The sequence below is a fragment of the Maribacter taeanensis genome, from assembly GCF_047345145.1.
In the GTDB taxonomy this organism is placed as follows: domain Bacteria; phylum Bacteroidota; class Bacteroidia; order Flavobacteriales; family Flavobacteriaceae; genus Maribacter_C.
The window spans coordinates 1-19,670 of the sequence record NZ_JBLFER010000003.1; the positions used below are offsets into that span (position 1 = coordinate 1).

Below are 19,670 nucleotides of genomic sequence, written 5' to 3' on the forward strand. Positions count from 1 at the left end.
AAAAATCAAAAAAAGGAAAACGCTCAGGATATAATAAGTAAATCGATTCAAAAGGTTTGCACAAAAAATCTTGGAAGAATAGATAAAACTTATGCTTCAAAATTTGGATTTATCATAGGATACACTATGGGAAGTAAATCAAAACTGGAAATCATGAAATCGTACAGAATCAACAAAAAGCAAGCGGAACAAAAGTTAAAAAACAAAAAAAGGGAAAGCGCTCTAGATATAATAAGTAAATCGATTTTAAATGCTGTCCGAAAAGTTCGGGCGGGTCTATTAATTCATTCTAAATTTTTTCAATTATGAGTAATCTTAGAAACAAAGTCCAACTAATTGGCAACGTGGGGAACGACCCCGAAATGACCGTTTTGGAAAGCGGTAAAAAAGTAATCCGTTTTTCATTGGCTACCAATGAGAACTATCGTAACACAAAGGGCGAGAAAGTACAGAGTACCCACTGGCACAACATGGTAGCTTGGAACAAGACTGCCGAGATCATCGAAAAGTATGCGGGCAAGGGTAAAGAAATTGCCATCGAAGGCAAATTGACTTCAAGAAGCTATGAGACCAAAGAAGGCGAAAAACGTTATATCACCGAAGTGATCGTTAGCGAGGTTTTATTGTTGGGTGCCAAGAACGAAAACAAAGCAGCCTAATGCATTTAGTTTTTAAAATAGAAAGAGGGCGTACCGTGGAAAGTCGCGCCCTCTTTTTCATTACAACTAACATAAATTAAAAGCAATGAAATCACAAGTTAATGAAATAAAAGTGAGCTACAAAGAACGCATAACCTCCCCCTTTTGGCGCAAGATAAAATCCTCCAAAGATGCCGCGGAAATGTTGCATGAACTTTGGGACAAGGACACCATTCAAGTACATGAATCCTTTAAGGTAATCCTATTGAACAACAGCAATAAAGTAAAAGGAATCTATCAGATTTCACAGGGAGGAATAACAGGAACGCTAGTAGATTTGAGAATTTTGTTTGCGGTTGTCCTAAAGACGCTTTCCGTAGCGATTATCTTGACCCACAACCATCCGAGCGGAACTTTAAAAGCTAGTACTGCGGACAGGCAGATTACCCGAAAAATCAAAAACGCTGCCGAACTACTGGACATAAAACTACTAGATCACTTGATTATCGTGCCCGATGGGAACTACTACAGTTTTGCCGATGAGGGCATCCTATAAATGTAAACCCTATAATCATGGTTTATCTGAATTACATCAACTTGGATGGGGAAACCCAAGAACGCCTTTTGGAAAAATCCCGAAGGGAAATTGAAACACGACATGGCAGGGAATTAAAAACCTATGCAGCGAAAAATGGTTTGGATTACAGCGAACTTCTAAACGAGGAAGCCATCCGATACCTGTACAACTTCAAATTTGTTTTTACGGTCTAATAGATAACTAGGTTTTAACCAAACGGGCAGCTTCAAAAGTTGTCCGTTTCTTTTTGGGATAGTGCAACCTTTTTTTAACAAGCTTGAATAATCCGCAAAAATACCCGATTTCAATTCTTAAATAATGGATTTCAAAAGGTTGTAGTTACAAGAGCCTTTACTTTGAGGGAAAGGTATTCATTTTTTCCCCTGCGGGGGAAAAGGAATAGCAAGAGGATAACACGCTAAAGCGGTGTTATGCTGTTTGGTTTGGTTTTTAAATCATTCATTTTCAATGATTTGAAGTGTTTTTAATGGTTTTTTGAAATTTCAAATACCGGATTTTTTGGCATAAAAAGCCTCATAACCCCTTAAAACAGGAAAAAGATTTGGCACAAAAACATGAGAAAGAAGAAGTATACATACGATTATGCGAACATCAATGTCAGGGCGGCGGTGGCCAAAAGGTTTCGTGACTTTTCCAAAAAAGTAGCCCGTTCCCATGCGGAAGCCTTGATAGCGATGATGGACTTTTTTGAATGGCACAACTATTCCCCCTACCAACGTTTTGCCAAAGACCTAAGTGCGGGGCAGGAGCTCAACCGAAAACGTATCGAGGCTTCCATTGCCATTTCAAAGTCCATTGAAAAAGCACAGAACATTCCCCTGACCAATATCGAGACCATGCTGAGGTCGCTCTTTGAAGAAGAACAAAAAATGTATCAGCCCCAATTGTTGGAAGCTAAAAAGACCGATGCCGATGCCGCCCAAACCAGAAAGGAGAAGACAAGTGTTTCGAAAATAAAGTACGACCGGGCGAACAGAAAACTGTCCGAAATCAAAGACCGTTTGCAGTATGTCTTGGACAAAATCGAACCGGTAAGCAATCGCTTTGGAAAGGATTTTTTAAAAATTGAAATCACCACGGAAGAACTAGCGCGTTTCAAACAAGCTTTAAAAGACTAATTATATGTACATCGCAATTTCACCTCAAAAAATTGGACAGAGCTATTCGAATAGCGTGTCGGACTATGTCGCCTATCTCGACAAGGAAAACGAAGGTTTGGAACCCGAAAATCAAGAGCATTTTTTTAGCCAGACCGAGGATCGAATTCCATCTGAAAAGGTAATTTCCGAAATCGATGCCAATACCGCCAAACTGAAAAAAACGGAACCTAAATTCTATTCCATTGTGGTAAGTCCAAGCCAACGGGAACTGAAAAAAATAGCACAAAATCCAGAGGCACTAAAAACCTATACGCGGGAGTTGATGAAGGTCTACACCAGCTCCTTCTATCGGGAAAAACCCATTACGGTCGACCAGATAAAATACTATGCCAAAATCGAACACGAACGCACCTATAGAGGTTTTGAAAAAGAAGTGGTTGAGAACGCACCCTTTCGAAAACGTATCGCCAAATTGGAAAACGATATCCGAAAAGTAGCGCGAGGGGAATTGGAGGGAAACATCAAAAAAATTCAAGCGGAAATCAAACAATTGCAAAAGGAAGCCCCATATCAAATCAATGGGAATATGATAGTAGCGGGTATGAAAAAAGAGGGAAATCAATCGCACATCCATATCATCGTGAGCCGAAAGGATGTGACCAATTCCTTTGGCCTTTCCCCTGGATCGAAGTACAAAGCTTCCGAAGTGGAGATGCACGGAAAGAAAGTGCAACGCGGCTTCCATCGCGATGAGTTTTATGAGAAATCGGAACAGGTTTTCGATAAACTATTTAAATACGAACGCAATTTCGTGGAAACCTATACCGCTAAAAAGACACTGGTCAAAAATCCGATGTTGTTTCGGATGCTTTTGGGAAACCTCCCCACTTCCGAAAAGGCCTTGGCACTAAAACTACTTTCAAAAACAGGAATGCGTGTGCCTTCGATACCCACCAATAAAGTACAATTGGCCCTAAAGGTTTTTCATCGTTTGCGACGAGGAATGCAACGTGCTATCGAGGCAGGTTCAATAGGAATTTAATACTATAGATATGGAAAATTTAAATTGGATTGTAGTTGTTTTAAGCCTTCTTTTTGGAAGCGCTATTTGCCTGTTCTTGGTGCGTTTTATCAAAGGAGGATTTTTTCTAAATAACGCCTGGATTATGCTTGGTCTAACTTGGTATTGGTTCAGGGCTTCCGATACGCAACAGTTTTTATTGCTGCTTTTGCTTATCGGATTGCCTTTGCTCTTTGTCAATATCCTCTGGTATGTATTCTTTCCTATGGAGGGCACAGCGCATACAAATAGTAGGTATCAGGTCAAGCTTCAAGTATCAAAAGGAAAGCTGACTTTGGAAAATATCAGAAGGGGCATCGCCATCATAGGGGCGGCGGGGAGTGGTAAAACAGAAAGTGTGGTCTACCCCTTATTGAACCATTTCAGCCAGTGGAAGTTTAGCGGGGTCATCTACGACTACAAAGACTTTGAAATCACTGAAATGGCTTTTCCGCTTTTCAGCAAAGGGAAAGTGCCTTTTCACATCATTTCCTTCGATACCATCTATACCAAGGTCAATCCCATTGCTCCGAGATACCTGCCCGATGAGGAAAGTGTCAATGAGGTTTCGCGTGTGTTAGTTGAAAACCTACTGGAGCAAAAGGACAATACTATGAACGCTACGACCCGCTTTTTCAATGATGTGGTCGAAGGCTTGATAGGGGGTATGATATGGCGTCTGAAAACGGATTTTAAGGAGGCTTGTACCTTGCCACATTTGATTGCGTTGTATCAACATTTGGATACCAAGGGACTCATTAAATTCCTATCGGAGAACACAACATCAAGAGCCATGGCGGATGCTTTTATCAGTGGGGTAGGATCGGAGCGTCAAACGGCAGGGGTCAAAAGCACCTTGGCCAATGCCTTTAAAAAGATCAGTACACAACGCATCTTTATGGCACTCTCCGAAGATGAAATCAATCTGAATATCAACGACCCCGAAAGTTTGGGCGTGGTTTCCGTAGTCAATAACCCGAAAATCGAAACTTCACTTTCGCCTGTTATCGCAACCATCATACACACGATTACCAAACAAATGAGCGTGCGCAAACGCAATCCTTCCTTTTTGTTGATGGAGGAAGCTGCGACCCTTCGATTGCTGAATATGCATCGCATTCCCGCTACACTTCGTAGTTATGATATCGCAACGGTCTATGTACTCCAGGATAAGATTCAAAATGACATGATGTATGGCCCGATGGCCAGTAAGGCCATTTTGAGCAACCTGTCCTATCAGTTCTTTGGGAAGGCCAATGACCCGGACACCGCGAAATACTACGAACGCTTTTTTGAAATCGTAAAGCGTGAGACCAAAAGCGTAAACAAGGGCTATAACCTGAATTTCGATACCCGTGTGACGAAAGGGGAGCGGGAAGTGGCCAAAACCCGTGCCGATGTGTTCTATGGATTGCAACAAGGGGCTTTCGTAGTGTTGGCAGATGGGAAGGATAAAAAGGTGCTGTTTAAAACGCCGAAAATCATTAGACAATTGCCTTTGCCCAATCGTAATCTAAAAGAAAAACTTCAGGAGAATTTTGATCGGATTCATCGGGAGGCGGAGGAGATTTTTTCTTCGGAAAAATTTAAAACTGAATAATCCTTACGGATGATTGCTAAGTGGAATTGGGTTGTGTACTTTGATAGTTGAAATTAATTAGTTATATTTAATTATAATTAATAATTAGTTTTGACTATAATTATTTTAGTTCTTAGTATAGTAATACTCCTTTTGATTGTCATTAATCTTCTCGTAATAGCATATTTCAGAAAAAAGATTTCTACTGAAAAATTAAAAGAAGTACAACTAGTGGAAAGTAGAATTAGCCGGAGGATACATGATGAAATTGCCAATGATATTTTCGGAGTAATGTTAAACCTTGAAAATTCTAAGGATAACAGAAGTAATAGTGGGTCAGTATTACATTCTTTGAATCAGGTTTACCATAAAGCCAGAGATATTTCAAGAAACCTTGATATTCCCGTTAATCAAGGATTTCAAAATTCTTTGATGGAATTGATAGATTCTATGACGTATGGAAAAAAAATTCGTATTAATCCAGTTTTTAAAAGATTTCATGAGGATTTTAATATCTCCGAAACCATACACATCGTAATCTATCGAGTGATTCAAGAACTACTTACAAATGTCATTAAACATGCAAATGCAAAGGAAGTATTCATTCAATTTTTTGCTAGAGGTAATCGTGTAGAGATTTATGTGGAGGATGATGGAATAGGATTTGATAGTACTGAAAACAAGTTTGGCGGTCTAAAAAATGTTGAGTCCAGGGTTGGAGCTATCAACGGGAAAATTAGAATAGATTCCGCTTCAAATAAAGGCACATTGATAACCATTGAAATACCAATAAAACTATGATAAAGGTGATTTTAGTAGATGATCATGAAATGATATTGCAAGGTTTAGTAAGAACTCTAGAGGATGAAAGAGACATTGAAATCATAGGAACTGCCTTAAATCCAGAGGATGCCTTGAAATTATTAGAAAAGAAAAAACCAGATGTTTTGATTTCTGATATTTATATGAAGGGCTCTAATATAAACTCCAGTGGAATGGAATTGTTAAAGTCTATCAAATCACGCGGTATTAAGGTTCCTGTTATTTTTTTGTCAGCGTTAAGTCAAACTTACACCATAATTGAGGCCATAAGAAATGGGGTTTCAGGCTATATTGTTAAAACAAGTGATGTATCAAGATTAATAGAAGCAATAAGAAAAGTAGCGGAGGGAGGTGATTTTTTTGATGAACTATGTGTCAGTAAAATTATAAAAAGCCTAAGAATTAGTAACGATGCAGATGGTATCGGCTTACTTTCAAATAGGGAAAAAGAAGTGTTGCTTCTATTAGGAAAGAGTTTGAAGTCATTTGAAATTGCAGAGAAATTGCAGTTGTCCAAACACACTGTGGAAGCACATAAAAGAAACATAATTGAGAAATTGGGAATAAATGGGACTCAAGAATTATATAGTATAGCTAAGGAAAAAACGATGTATTAATTTGGAAGATTATTTTGAAATATTACTTGATTCTAATTACGCTGTTGCAGGCTTTGTATTAATTTGTGCGACCTGTGCTGCGAATTTGATTATGGTAGTTTCAAGAGCAATTAATACTCATCGAGTTATACGTTCGATAAATGAAAATTCGGATATTGAAGAGATTATGATAGGTAAAAAAGGGGAAATCACAGTCAAGAAAAAAATATTGGAAAATCTAAAAAAGGAAATTCCAAGAGAAAGCCTAGAATAACTAAACAACTGTCATTGACTGAATTGAATTTAAAGGAGTGACTAAAAGAGAATTTTGAGCGAGTTCATAGCGATGCGAGTTTTTTTTGAAAAATAGTCGTTTTTTTAAAATAACTTCAAAAAGAAACATGCGAATGCCAAAACCATTAGGATGATTGTAATGTTGGTCAGCCCAGCGATTATTTTGGAGCAATTCGGTTCTTTCATATATAACTCTTTACAGAAGGTGCATTCTGTAAAGAGTTTGTTACGTGGGACATATTTATAGGCTAAACCTATACTTTTTACAATTAGAGAAATTACTGGAAAAATTATCTAACACCAAATATTTATAGCGGTATTCTACTATTCTCTTGTTTAGAAAGTAGCATTACGATACATAAGTAATACAAAACCTCCAAAAGAATAATATTTATATTTACAGATATAAGAAGGATATTATCAATTATGTTATCCTATTGTTGCTAAAAAGCTGAAAAACCATCGTAATGAAAAGAAATTTGCTCTACTACCCAACAATAAATATCCCAAAAAACGCGTGGTTAAAAAGTGCTTTATTTTATTGGGATGAAGTTAGTTCGATTGTACCGAGTGATTACGATGGGAATCTTTTGCTAGATTTAGATAGAGACATCGAGTACTTAATTGATATTGAAGTTTTCAGACCAATTAAACCTGAAACTTTGGTTTCTGCACAAGATAATTGGGAGGAATTTGAAAAATTCCAAAATGAATTTAAAGAAGTTATACTCGGTAAAAGATTTCAAACAAGACTTGAAAGACAACGAAGACCATTTAGTTCCAGGATTCATTCTAATAAAATTCAAGACCTCAGAACATCAAGAGTTCATTCTAATAAGACATCGGATGGACTTTTCTATTTTTTAGAAGAAAAGGGATTAGCAAAAAGGGAAGATGGAAATGATTGGATACAATTTGAACAAAACACTGCTTTACTATATATGTCATTGTTAGCAAAATATCTTGCGGACATTGACAAAGAACATACTTCAATTGGTACAGACAGTGTAGTTTATGAGAATTTCAATTTTCAAAAAGTGAATAAGAACAACGGATTTCCAGTAGCTTCGTTGGCTTTCAAGAACATTCTTCCTACACCAAAACGCAATGTTTCGATTGAAAAAATTATAAAATTCAAAGAAAAAAGAAAAGATAACTTGAAACACTTCAATTTAAAACTATCTGAATTCCAAAATAAAGCATCAAAGTCTGAATCTAATTCCGAACTTAAAGAAACAACTATCAATTTTCAAGACGAATTAGTCAAAGGTGTGAATGATTTAGTTCAAGTCTTGGGAGATTCTAAAATTGAAACAACCTTGAAAACTGTAAAAACATTAATAAGTTTAAAGTCACCTACTTTGATTGCTTCAACAGTAGCTATTGTTAATAGTAGCAATAACTTCCTAAACTTACCCATAGAATTAACCACAATAGGAATTGGGGTTATGGGTGGAATTGAATTATCGACCAAATATGTTGAATTGAGGAATAAAAATAGAGCTAATTTGAGAAATTCACCTTTTTCATATTTATATCACGCTAGAAATAGTGGAGTAATTAATAGAATGTAGAAAGCCAGTTGGCCACAACGTTTATAAAACATAGCTGGTAAGTGCTAAACCGAGAGGTTCTTACTTATTTATAAAGACCGCCAAATTTCTAAATTTGGCTTTTAAGATTGATAAGTTAAAAACAAAATATAAAAATTCGGCTCTGTATTTAACCGAAAAGTTAGCGTTTTTTTACACGCAACGTTTCGTAAACAAACCCGTTGTGCGTCATCTTAAAAAAAACCGTAATAACGAATGAGCTTACTTGATTTTCAACATCTTCATCAACAGATAAAAGATAAATTATTTGAAATATCATTTAAGATAGATTGTTTCAATAAATCTGGAGACACAGATATAAGCAGATATGCAGAAACTTATTTTAAGGAACTCTTTAATATTATATACAAAAAAGACAATTGGAATTTTGCAAAATCAGTCAAAGTAAATCAAGATACTTACGATTTATTTGACGAGAAAAATAAAATATGTATTCAAATTACTTCCAACAAAAGAAAAAACAAAAAAGATAAAACCTTAAAACTATTTGAGAAGAATCATCTTAAAAATGGATTTGACACTTTAATAATTTTTTTTACCACACTATCAAAACCAAAATCAAAAGACGAACTGAATTTTAATTACATTGATTATAATATAATTGAATTCACAGGTTTAATAGAAAACAATTGTAATCACACGGAATTACTTAAAATCAGAGACATTCTACTGAAAAATAATACTCTACCTAGAAATATAAATAAAATCGCTAATAAACCTCAATCAAACAAAGTCTCTCAAAGTGAGTTTTTAAGGCGTAAAAAAATTAAAAAAGAAATAGTCAATGAAATGCTAGTTGAAGATTGGCATAAAATTGATAGAGAAGAATTAGCTAAATTACCGATACATAAGTTCAAAGATTCTAGATTTATATTACGCTCAATTTCTGATGAATCTTACCCAAATGTCGATGAAAATGCAAAATGGTCAAGAACATTTATGTACGACCTCTATGAAAAAGGAATTTTAATATGGCTCGACGCAGCTTTAGGAACTGAAGCTATGGTTAACGAAAAAAAAGAATGGTATATTCTGGATTATGGAGATAAAAACAAAAAACCAGGAAAAGGGTTTTACAAAGTAAAAATTAGAATATTAGGAGAGTTACCATATAAAAACATAATAGATTGGGAAGATGGAGATGGGTATTATAATGATTATCATTTGTTCTGTAAATATGATGGAGTTGAAGATTCGCCATTTGAGAAAATACTCTATCGATTTGAAAATACGCTCGGATACTTTTTGGGAGAACTCGAAGATGATAAGCGGATTAAATGAGAAAAGACGAACGCACAACACCATATATAATTAATTGCTTGGCCAGTTAATAGCTAATCCAAAAATCCTATCGGATTTTCTGTAGACCTTCATTTTTGACAACCTGATTCTTTAAGCAGCTAACAATACACGAACCGTATGATAGAAACTGAAATTACGATTTTGATAAATAGAAAGTCAGACATTGAACTGATTAAAACTAAAGTTATCGAGAACAAAATTGATTTTCCTATCTACTTTTTCGAATTTGAAGACCATTACAAATTGAGTTTCTCAAGTGATTATGAAGAGTGGGAACTAGATAAAGCAATTTTAGAAAGTTTTCCTAATTACAAATTTACTTCAAATCTTGAACAAGGCAAAAAGGAAATTAGATTACAAATATCGAGATATCAATCTCACTTCACAATTGAAACCCCTATAGACGAAACAAAGTATTTAATAAAAAAGTCTGACAAAAAAATAGAACGGTTTATTCCAAAAGTAAAAGTTCTTTTTGAAGAAAAAGAGCAAGATTACTACATAAACATTGTAAATGGGAAAAATAACAAAACTCAAGAAACAGGGTTTTTACTATTAAAAGAATTTAGAAATAAAAATACTGAATGTGAGATATTAGAAAACACACTTTTTAAATCAATTAATGAAGCAGTACAATTTGGATATTTCAATATGCAAGAATTAGTAAATGAAGACTTTAAAGAGTATATTAAAGAGAAAAAGAAAGAGTCTAGGTCTCTTCAGAAAATCCCAAGAAAAATTATTAGAAACTTTATTAACGCTTGTAATAAATCTGATATAACAGGTATTCTTGAAAATCTTAATAAGGAAATAACCTTTGAAAAAATGATTAGCTGGAAAACAGAAATAAAAACGGTAGGATTAACAGAATTCGAAAAGTATATTAAATCACCAAATCAAGAGTTGTGTGGGAAGGACATTAAAATTAGGTCCAATTGGGATATTAATTTACCTAACATTGTTATCAGTGTAAAATATTTTCCTTCTTCAATTGACATTGAGAATAGATCTGCAATCACGCAGGAATACAAAAAAATTAGATTTTTATTAAACGAAAATAAAATAGTTAGCATATTAGAAGAAAAATAAATACGGCGCACAGCAATGCCTTTAGTTAATACGGGTTTTGGTATTTAATTTAAAAGCTTGCGTATATATATAATGTCCCCAAATCTTTAGGATTTGTCTTTTAAAAACAAAAAATTAAAAACGAAAGCGCCTCTCCAAAAGAGGTGCTTTTTTATTGCTTTTAGGTGTTTCTGATTCTTCCTTGTACCTTCCCTAGCCTATTTTGGTAAGGTTTGTATAGGTGGTATTGCTTTCTAAGGGTTATTCTCTTTCTGAATCAGAAAGTAAAATTGTAAATTGATTGTTTAATTAATATCTTCGAGATTTATCCTACATATCTGTCAGCTTTTACTTAACTAAGATTAAAATACTTATAATTTTTCGTAAAGCTATTTTATGAAAAATGGAAAAGTCAATTATATCTTATAAAGATGAGTGAAAACCAAATAATTAAAATTGACAAAGGTTGGATGGAGAAAGAACTAATTTCTCATCTTACAGAAAAAATAGGAGACAAAATCAGTATGAGAGTTTATACTGTAAAGCCTTCATCTACCCAAATGGATTTTCTATCATTAAGTAGTTTTCTTACTAAAATAATCCCACACTATGTATATAGTATAAAAGAAATTGAAGATGATATAGAACGAAGTTTAAGACGTAATGAAAAAGCTATTCGCAAATCAAATACAGAACTAGATGAACATGAATTGATTGAGATAATTTCTTCGGAAAGAGAAAGAGTTAAAATTGATACTTGGATTGATATCTTTAATCAAAGTCGGATTTTTTTTAGAAAAAAAGGAGAAGATTATATTGGAGGTAAATATGGAGAGTTAATGCTATTTGCATTAGTAGAAGGAGTTTTAGAATGTAAAATGATAGCGCATAAAATAAAACACTTGACTAATGTTAATGATGAAGTAAAAGGAAGTGATGGTATTTTTCTAGGTGATTATCAGAAAAATAAGGCAATATTGTTTGGTGAGTCAAAGATAATGAAAAGCCTATCAGGCGCAATAGTGGACGCCCTAGAATCAATTAATAGATATCATAATGATTCCGAAAACGCACATAATAGAAGCCATGAACTTCTTATTGCTCGTGAGCATATTCATAAATATGACGTTGATGGGGTTAATATAGATGAACTTTATGATAGGTTAGATTCAACTTCTGACAAATATAAAGAACAACTTCTTGTTCATCCAATTATCTTAATGTACGAGAGATCTTTTATCAAAGATTTGCAAAAAAAAGCGAAAACACATGAAGAGTTCAATGAAATGATCTCCATTGAACTAATTAAAAGATTTAAACGTAAGAAAGAAGTTTTTGATTTAATAAATAATCATGTCGGAGATCATAATTTAGAACATTCTTTTCTTGATTTCTTTCTTATTCCTGTAGATGATGTTTCTAAATTCAGAGCAGCAATGGATGATAAACTTTTATAAACATGACTACAGATAAAAGTTTAATAGAACAATCTTACGATCATCCTGTATTACTAGAAACGTTTTCACTTTTAAATTTAAAATTTTTATACAGTAATCATTTTACTTATACCGAAAACACTAATATTGATTTTGATTATTTTAAATTAAAAAAAGCTATTTGGCTTTGTTCAATTTTAGCTAGTAGTTCAGATGTAGACCACAAAGTTCGCGCTCAACGTTTTGCCTCATTATTATACTTAACAAAAAATGAAGAAGGAAATAATATTGATGTTGTTAAGGCTTGTTACGTACTGTTTTCCAGATTAGGTAATTTAACAGCAACTCGCTTTTTTACTCAGCTAAACACTAAAATAGAGGATTCAAATATATTAATCAATAATGATTATGATGGTGTATTATCGTTAGAATTAATACTACAGCGACAGAGTAAGACTATTAAAACTAATAACGGATCAATTTTAGTTACCTCTTTTCAAAAAGGATTATGGAACGGATTAAATGATATTAGTAAGCTTGCCGTTTCTGCTCCTACGTCTTCGGGTAAATCATATATTTTAAAACAGTTTCTATCGGAGACGTTTGCTCTTCAAGAAAATTATAAAGCTCTATATATTGTTCCAAGTCGAGCATTAATAAATCAAGTAAGCGAGGAGTTTAGAATTGAATTGAAAGGCACTAATACTTTAATTAGAACAGCCTATATACAGGATAATGATAAAGAAGATACTATAGACCTAGTAAAAGAGGTCTTTCGAGAAAATAAAATATTATATGTTCTTACACCTGAGCGATGCATAAAACTATTGGCCGCAGATTTGGAAGAAAAGATTCCAATGGATTTTATTTTTATAGATGAAATTCAGGGAGTAGAAAATGATCAAGGAAGAGGTGCTACTTTTGAAAATGTTTTTGAAGATCTTTCTTTGCAGTTTTTTAAAGCAAAGTTGGTTACTGCCGGACCTCATATATTAAACCCTGAAAAGACATATCAAGAACTTTTTAATAAAGAAGCAGCTCCTTTTAAAACAAAACTTTCACCAGTTATACAATTTAAGAAAATCATCAGGGCGGATGGAAAAGGTGATTTAGAAGTTGAGGTACGCGATAATATTAATAAATCTATACTATTAAATATTCAAACATCTTTTAATGCTGATTCTCTAATAAAGAATAAACGAAATGGAACAATATTAGAGAAAATCATAAACCTACTTGCCCCTAATAAATCAAATATAGTTTTTAGTAATAGAGGAGATTATGCTGAAAATTGGGCAAGAGAATATCAAGAATCTATTGGTGAGGTTAATATTTCTAAGCGAGTAAAAGAGTTAATTGATTTTTTAAAAGATGAGTTTAATAAGGATTATTATCTTATTGACTGCCTTGAAAGAGGTGTCGCATTTCATCATGGGAAATTACCAGATATTATAAGAAAGGAAGTAGAAGAATTGTTTCAAGATAAAGAGATAAATAATCTTTTTTGTACTTCAACACTAATAGAAGGTGTTAATCTTCCTGCGAATAATCTTTTCATTATTATTCCAAAGAAAAATATTGAGGATTTAACGGATTTTGAATTTGGTAACCTTATTGGTAGAGCTGGAAGGTTAAGCGAATCTCTTTATGGAACTATATATTTTATTGAGAAAGCAGATTATAAAGGAAAAAGTGCAATTGAATATTTTGAGGCTGATTACGAGAAAGAAATAACTATATATTCCACACAGAATATTCCCGAATATGATTTTAAATATTTAAGGTCAAATATCAATGATATAGAGATTTATAAGGAGGATGGGAAAAGAGATGTCAAATCTATTTTAAAGCAAAAACAACTAACGTTGTTTATTCGAAATAGATATATTAAGAACGAAAACAGTGTTAGTAATTACCTTGTTAAAAAAGGAGTCTCTCTAGCAAATATAGAAAATGCTATTATTGATTTAAAAAATACCTTATCTGATATATTAATACCTAAAAAGATTATACTAGAAAATCAGTCAATAGATCCAATACTTCAGAATGAGCTTTATATAGCTATTCAAAATAAGGATATTGAAGATTGGGTGATTACCCCTAATAGTATATTAGAAAAAAGAAGAAAGAAAGAAGATGTGTTAGAAAAGCCTAATAAAGACAGGCCATTTTTCTGGCAATTGCTTACTATATTTAAAGGCTTAGACGAAATATTTAATATAAGTCAAGAAGCATTTGAGAACTATAAAATCTCTAATATTAATTCTACAGTTATGGCTATTCATGCAACAACTTGGCTGCAAGGATTGAGCTATAAACAATTGATAGATAATGATATTCGTTTTTATTCAACGGATAGTAGAGTTTCAGATGAGGACAAGCTAGATCCAAATGACAAAAAAGAAGTTAATAAACTTATCAATAAGATAATTAAAATTAATTCATCCATAGTTACCTACCTTTTAGTTAAATATGTCAAATTATTAGTAGATATTCTTGATACAACATTAACAGAAGATCAAAAGGAGAAATACAAAATCACATTGGGGTTGCCAACTGCTTTGGAGTTAGGAACGAGAGATAAAAATGTCAAAAACTTAATTTCTAGTGGAATTTCTAGGTCTGTCGCCATTAGTGTAGTTAAGCAATACAAAAGTAAGACAACAGAAGCCTTTAGAGAGGATAACTCAATTTTAGATTGGTTGTCTAGCAAAGAAAAAATTAATGGATTAAAACCTATTTATAATAGGTATTTAAAGAGACTTAAATTATTAAAATAACAGTAATTGTTTTGTACAAGCCTTTGAATATTTTCTATTTTTTTTGCCTACTCATATCATTCAGGCCAAAAAAAAGACCTTATTTCCTACATGAAATCTGTGGTTTAAACTTGCAATCACTTATTTTTATGATAAGAAGAATCAACTAAACAGTTGTTTGGAATTTAACTAAATATTTTTATGATCGATTTTAATAAACGAATAAAAAAAATAAAACTTGAAAAAGAACTTCAACCAGTAAAAATATATGACACGTTAGATAGAGCTAGCGATAAAGGACCACTTAGACCCTCTCAAGAACAAGTTTTAAATAAATGGTTTAATGATTATAGAAGTAAAAAAGATTGTGTAGTTAAACTTCATACAGGACAAGGTAAAACAATTATAGGCTTATTGATACTTCAATCAAAACTGAATGAGACAAGTACACCATCCTTATATATTTGCCCTAATATCTATCTTGTTAACCAGACATGTTTACAAGCTGAACAATTTGGAGTAGATTATTGTGTGATTGATTTTGATGGTAATATTCCTGAGGATTTTATAAATGGAAAAAAAATACTAATTACTCATTCACAAAAAGTTTTTAATGGGTTTACAAAATTTGGGTTTAAGGGCAAAGCATTACCGGTAGGAACAATAATTTTAGATGATTCACATTCTTGCATCGATACTATTGAAGATAGTTTTACGATTAATATCAAATCTGATACGGAAGCCTATAACTTGATATTAAATATTTTTGAAAGTTCTCTTGAAAAACAAGGCTTTGCAAAACTTCAAGAAGTTAAGGAAGGAGGAACCCCTGAAATATTAAGTGTTCCATATTGGGATTGGAAAGAGCGTTTCACAGATGTTATTGAAATACTTTCAAAAAATAAAAGAGAAGAAGGTTATAATTACATATTTGCTTGGAATCTAATCAAAGATGATTTAGATCATTGTTACTGCACTTTTTCTGGTACAGCGCTAGAAATAAAACCATATCATAATCCAATTGATCAGTATGGAAGTTTCTTTAATGCTTCACACAGAGTATTTATGTCTGCTACTACCAATAATGACTCATTTTTTATTAAAGGTCTAGGATTATCTAAAGAAACTATTATTAACCCTCTTGTTTATGATGATGAGTTATGGTCTGGTGAGAAAATGATTCTTTTCCCTTACAAAATAGACAATCAATTAAATAGAACAGGTATTGTAAATCATTTTGCCCCTCCAGTAAAATCAAGAAAATATGGGGTTGTAGTTTTAACATCTGGTTTTAATAAAAGTAATTTTTGGGAAAAATTAGGAGCAACAGTTGTTAAAAGTGAAAATATAAAAGAAAAAATTGGTTTTTTAAAGAATGGGAACTATGAGAATACGCTTGTTATTGCAAATAGATATGATGGTATTGATCTACCCGATAATAATTGTAGAGTTTTAATTATTGATTCAAAGCCATATGCTCAAAATTTATATGAAAAATATCAAGAAGATGTAAGACAAGATAGTGATCTAATTGACATTAAAATTGCCCAAAAAATAGAACAAGGTCTAGGAAGAGGAGTAAGAGGAGAAAAGGATTATTGTGCTATAATTTTAACGGGGAACGATATTCTTCAAGTAATATCAAATCCGAGATACAAAAGATTTTTTTCAAAGGAAACGCAAAAACAATTAGAAATTGGAGTAAATGTAACTCGGTTTGCCGTAGAGGATGCAGATACTTCTGATGGGATTAGTGTTTTAACAAAAATTATTGACCAGTGTTTAGAAAGAAATGCTGGATGGAAGGAGTACTATAAAACTGAAATGAATAGTATAACCAAATCCCATGCTATAGATAATGTATTAGAGATTTTAGAAAAGGAAAGAGAGGCAGAGGAAGTTTTTAGTATGGGTGAAAATGAGAAAGCCGTCGAATTAATGCAATATATTATTAATGAGTTTATTGACCCCAATAACAAAACTGAGCTTGGTTGGTATCTTCAACAAATGGGGCGATTTATCAGCCCTGTAAGTATATCACGTTCAAATGAATATCAAATAAATGCACATCAAAATAACAGATATCTGTATAAACCTAATCAAGGAATGAGTTTTGAGAAACTGGAAATTCATGAAAATCGAATTCAAAAAATTCTTGATTGGATTAAGCTGTTTGAAAAACAAGAGGATTTACTCCAAAAAGTAGATACTATTTTAGATGACCTTGGTTTTGGGGTTAAAGCAGATACTTTTGAGCAAGCACTTGAACAATTGGGCAGTATTATTGGTTTTAACAGCGAACGTCCTGAAAAATATTGGAAGAAAGGCCCAGATAATCTTTGGTGTATAGAAAGAGGGAAGTACATTTTATTTGAGTGCAAAAATTGTGTTAAAGAAAATCGTGCTGAAATTTATAAAAAAGAAACTGGACAAATGAGTAATTCATGTAACTGGTTCAAAAAAAAATATGAACATTCCAAATGTATCCCAGTTATGATTATTAATACTAGTAATGTAGCTAAAGATGCAACACTTGAATCTGGTGCTCAAATTATGACTAAGTCTAAGCTTCGAGTATTAAAAGCTAATGTTCGAAACTTTTTCAAAGAGTTTTTACATTCTGGATCTGAACTAATTACCTCTGAAAAAATATCAAAACTTCTTATAGTTCATAAACTAACAGTTGGAGATATTTCAAAAGTTTACTTTAAATCTCCTTATCAAATGATATAGCTTCATTGGTAATTGTAATACGGGTTTTTGTACCCTATTAGGAACCCTTAACTACAACTAACCGATAATCAATTCAAGTTATTTTCTGTGACGGTAAATAGAAGGTCAATTAACATCTTACCAAATTCTGATTGTCAACGAATTAAGGGTGTTTCCGAAACTTTCTCTAGTAAATGTGTGATCCCTTTTTCAGGACTCTTTACATCGCGCCTATTGAACATGGTTTCACAATTGCGGATGGACTCTCTGAACTATACTTCCGAAAAGTAAAACTCTTTACAGAATCCGCTTTTTGTAAAGAGTGTTAATGACTATAACCTCCTTCTTAATATCAATTCCCGGTTTCCTTTCAATTCCTTAAGCCTTAATTCCAGTTTTTCATTATCGCCCAAAGTAAATTTCGGTAGTATATAAACAAACCTTGAAATCTCCGCATGCCTAGTTTTGTCAGGCATTTTATAAACATATTGAGGCTCTAGAGGTACGGATTGATATGAAGCTCTTCGTTTCTCATTACCTATGACCATCGCTACTTTCAGATAATCAATGTCAAAATCAATACCCGATTCGTTCTTGATCTCAAACTGCATAAAGACCAAATCTTCGAAATAGATCATATTCTTAATGGCCAATGAAACACCTTCTTTTCGCTTGAAAACATTCTTTCGTTCCGGTCGTTTAAGCATTGCTTTTGATGATTTTTCCAAAAATGCTTTGGTGTATTGCTTATGAACAACCAAATTGGAATCCAGTTTTATAGTATCGCGAATTACCAGAGATTCCCTTTGATGCTCGTACCCAATACTTTCCGTAAAGGAAACAAAACGGTTCATCTCCTTTAATGAATCGGCGTACTTGATGATGTATGAATATACCTTGCCATCGGTAGTGACCACAAGAAGATTACTTTGTTTTCCTTTGGTTGCCTTTAACAGCCCCAAAGGTTGTGCACGCTCCCGATTATAGCTAAAGACAAAGTTATTTGCTCCGACGATTCCCTGACGGATATTCGTTGGGAAGAAGAGGGCCAGGTTCATTTTTTCATTGGCATAAATGGTATCCAACTGTTGAGGCTCTTGGGCAAATGTAGTATTACCCAAAGTCGCCAAAAGAAAAATCAAGAATGTATGTCTCATAGCTTCGGTTTTAAAATGAGTTTGTAATTATTGTTGACCGTAACCTTGACGTTACGGTTATTGCGTTGAAATACTTTTTTCACCCCGCTTACCCCAGTATTGACCGCCCCTGAAACATCAGGAACGCCGGGAATATTGAATTCAGAAATCGCATCGCTTAAGACCTCGTTGAAGACATCGCCCCGAAAACTATTTCGTATGTAAATGCCTTCCAGTCCGTCGGCATTATCATAGGCCTTTAGCTTCAGCGGAATTCCTTCTATATTTTCCACATTTAAGATGACCCGGTTCGGCCGGAACTTGACAATTCCATAGAGCAGTGTATTTTTTTTAATCTCCAAACCTTGAAGGGTCGTGTTTTGTATTACCCGCATTTGCAATCGGTCATTTACCCTTATGGTCTGCTCTCCATCGATCTCGACTACCAAAGACTCACCGGTGCCGTCCGCCAAAACTTGTGGACTGACCGCAAAGAACAATTGATGCTCCAGACCCATTGCCTTCAATGGCGAAATGGTATCCTTTGTATCGATTACCTCACTTTTCTTTCTTCGCTTTTTACGTAATGGTTTTCGGGTTCCCGAAGTTGTAGAATCTTGGGAGTAATCTATACGACCGATTCGGTATATGCTATCCACTATACGTTGTTTCTTTTTGTCCAAAAGGTCTTCATCGTATATCCCTGATTCATCCAAGAAACGTTCGTCATAGATGCTAGGGGCAATACGTTCCCTTTCATCTTTTATGGCATCCACTGCTACCTTTTTGGAGGAGTACATATCCTCCCCATCTTCCAGTTCGGGCACCAAAGTCTGTTGGAGTTCGTTGGCACTATCATCATCCGAACCCAAAACAAAAACCGAATAACCGATGATGAATAAGATGACCACTCCGATGACCGCTGCAAACACTATTTTCTTTTTGTCCATTTTCATA

At 33.6% G+C, this 19,670-nt stretch carries 18 protein-coding genes; 16 read left to right on the plus strand and 2 right to left on the minus strand.

The genetic code is table 11. The features are described from left to right. From ACKWCD_RS11545 to ACKWCD_RS11620, 16 genes are all read left to right on the plus strand, one after another. The coding region (locus ACKWCD_RS11545) for a hypothetical protein (protein WP_413984130.1) at positions 1–309 on the plus strand (309 nt) is incomplete at its 5' end. Further along, positions 306–659 carry a single-stranded DNA-binding protein gene (locus tag ACKWCD_RS11550; protein WP_413984131.1) on the plus strand — a complete coding sequence of 118 codons (354 nt, stop codon included), beginning with the start codon at positions 306–308 and terminating at the stop codon, positions 657–659. The genes ACKWCD_RS11545 and ACKWCD_RS11550, both read left to right, overlap by 4 nt. An 85-nt stretch (positions 660–744) precedes the next feature. After that, positions 745–1,194, plus strand: a complete 450-nt coding sequence (locus tag ACKWCD_RS11555; RefSeq protein WP_413984132.1) for a JAB domain-containing protein — start codon at positions 745–747, stop codon at positions 1,192–1,194. A gap of 17 nt (positions 1,195–1,211) precedes the next feature. Beyond that, positions 1,212–1,409 carry a hypothetical protein gene (locus ACKWCD_RS11560; protein ID WP_413984133.1) on the plus strand — a complete coding sequence of 66 codons (198 nt, stop codon included), beginning with the start codon at positions 1,212–1,214 and terminating at the stop codon, positions 1,407–1,409. A gap of 381 nt (positions 1,410–1,790) precedes the next feature. Further along, positions 1,791–2,354, plus strand: a complete 564-nt coding sequence (locus ACKWCD_RS11565) for a BfmA/BtgA family mobilization protein (RefSeq protein ID WP_413984134.1) — start codon at positions 1,791–1,793, stop codon at positions 2,352–2,354. A 4-nt stretch (positions 2,355–2,358) separates the two neighbouring features. Next, positions 2,359–3,378: a MobB family relaxase gene (gene mobB, locus ACKWCD_RS11570; RefSeq protein WP_413984135.1), complete on the plus strand. Its 1,020-nt coding sequence runs from the start codon at positions 2,359–2,361 to the stop codon at positions 3,376–3,378. A 10-nt stretch (positions 3,379–3,388) separates the two neighbouring features. Next, positions 3,389–4,996 (plus strand): type IV secretory system conjugative DNA transfer family protein, encoded by a 1,608-nt coding sequence (locus tag ACKWCD_RS11575; protein WP_413984136.1) that lies wholly within the window; start codon positions 3,389–3,391, stop codon positions 4,994–4,996. Positions 4,997–5,206: 210 nt separating this feature from the next. Next, positions 5,207–5,776: a sensor histidine kinase gene (locus ACKWCD_RS11580; protein WP_413984137.1), complete on the plus strand. Its 570-nt coding sequence runs from the start codon at positions 5,207–5,209 to the stop codon at positions 5,774–5,776. Positions 5,777–5,781: 5 nt separating this feature from the next. Next, positions 5,782–6,414 carry a response regulator transcription factor gene (locus tag ACKWCD_RS11585; protein ID WP_413984138.1) on the plus strand — a complete coding sequence of 211 codons (633 nt, stop codon included), beginning with the start codon at positions 5,782–5,784 and terminating at the stop codon, positions 6,412–6,414. A 1-nt stretch (position 6,415) separates the two neighbouring features. Next, positions 6,416–6,667, plus strand: a complete 252-nt coding sequence (locus ACKWCD_RS11590) for a hypothetical protein (RefSeq protein WP_413984139.1) — start codon at positions 6,416–6,418, stop codon at positions 6,665–6,667. Positions 6,668–7,154: 487 nt separating this feature from the next. Next, a complete protein-coding gene (locus tag ACKWCD_RS11595; RefSeq protein WP_413984140.1) occupies positions 7,155–8,261 on the plus strand; it encodes a DUF6236 family protein in 1,107 nt (368 codons plus the stop codon). Positions 8,262–8,495: 234 nt separating this feature from the next. Beyond that, on the plus strand, positions 8,496–9,581 hold the full coding sequence (locus tag ACKWCD_RS11600; RefSeq protein WP_413984141.1) for an SMEK domain-containing protein: 1,086 nt from the start codon (positions 8,496–8,498) through the stop codon (positions 9,579–9,581). A gap of 138 nt (positions 9,582–9,719) precedes the next feature. After that, positions 9,720–10,691, plus strand: coding sequence for a hypothetical protein (locus ACKWCD_RS11605; RefSeq protein WP_413984142.1), 972 nt, complete (start codon positions 9,720–9,722; stop codon positions 10,689–10,691). 410 nt (positions 10,692–11,101) lie between these two features. Beyond that, a complete protein-coding gene (locus tag ACKWCD_RS11610; protein ID WP_413984143.1) occupies positions 11,102–12,127 on the plus strand; it encodes a Hachiman antiphage defense system protein HamA in 1,026 nt (341 codons plus the stop codon). A gap of 2 nt (positions 12,128–12,129) precedes the next feature. Next, positions 12,130–14,886, plus strand: coding sequence for a DEAD/DEAH box helicase (locus tag ACKWCD_RS11615; RefSeq protein ID WP_413984144.1), 2,757 nt, complete (start codon positions 12,130–12,132; stop codon positions 14,884–14,886). Between the two features lie 180 nt (positions 14,887–15,066). Further along, the gene (locus ACKWCD_RS11620; RefSeq protein ID WP_413984145.1) at positions 15,067–17,598 is read left to right on the plus strand and encodes a DEAD/DEAH box helicase; all 2,532 of its coding nucleotides are present in this window, start codon (positions 15,067–15,069) and stop codon (positions 17,596–17,598) included. A gap of 311 nt (positions 17,599–17,909) precedes the next feature. On the opposite strand, the gene ACKWCD_RS11625 is transcribed toward ACKWCD_RS11620, so the two are convergent. Further along, a complete protein-coding gene (locus tag ACKWCD_RS11625) occupies positions 17,910–18,734 on the minus strand; it encodes a DUF4138 domain-containing protein (RefSeq protein ID WP_413984146.1) in 825 nt (274 codons plus the stop codon). After that, positions 18,731–19,669: a conjugative transposon protein TraM gene (traM, locus tag ACKWCD_RS11630; protein ID WP_413984147.1), complete on the minus strand. Its 939-nt coding sequence runs from the start codon at positions 19,667–19,669 to the stop codon at positions 18,731–18,733. The genes ACKWCD_RS11625 and traM overlap by 4 nt, the downstream gene beginning before the upstream one ends. Position 19,670: the final 1 nt, after the last annotated feature.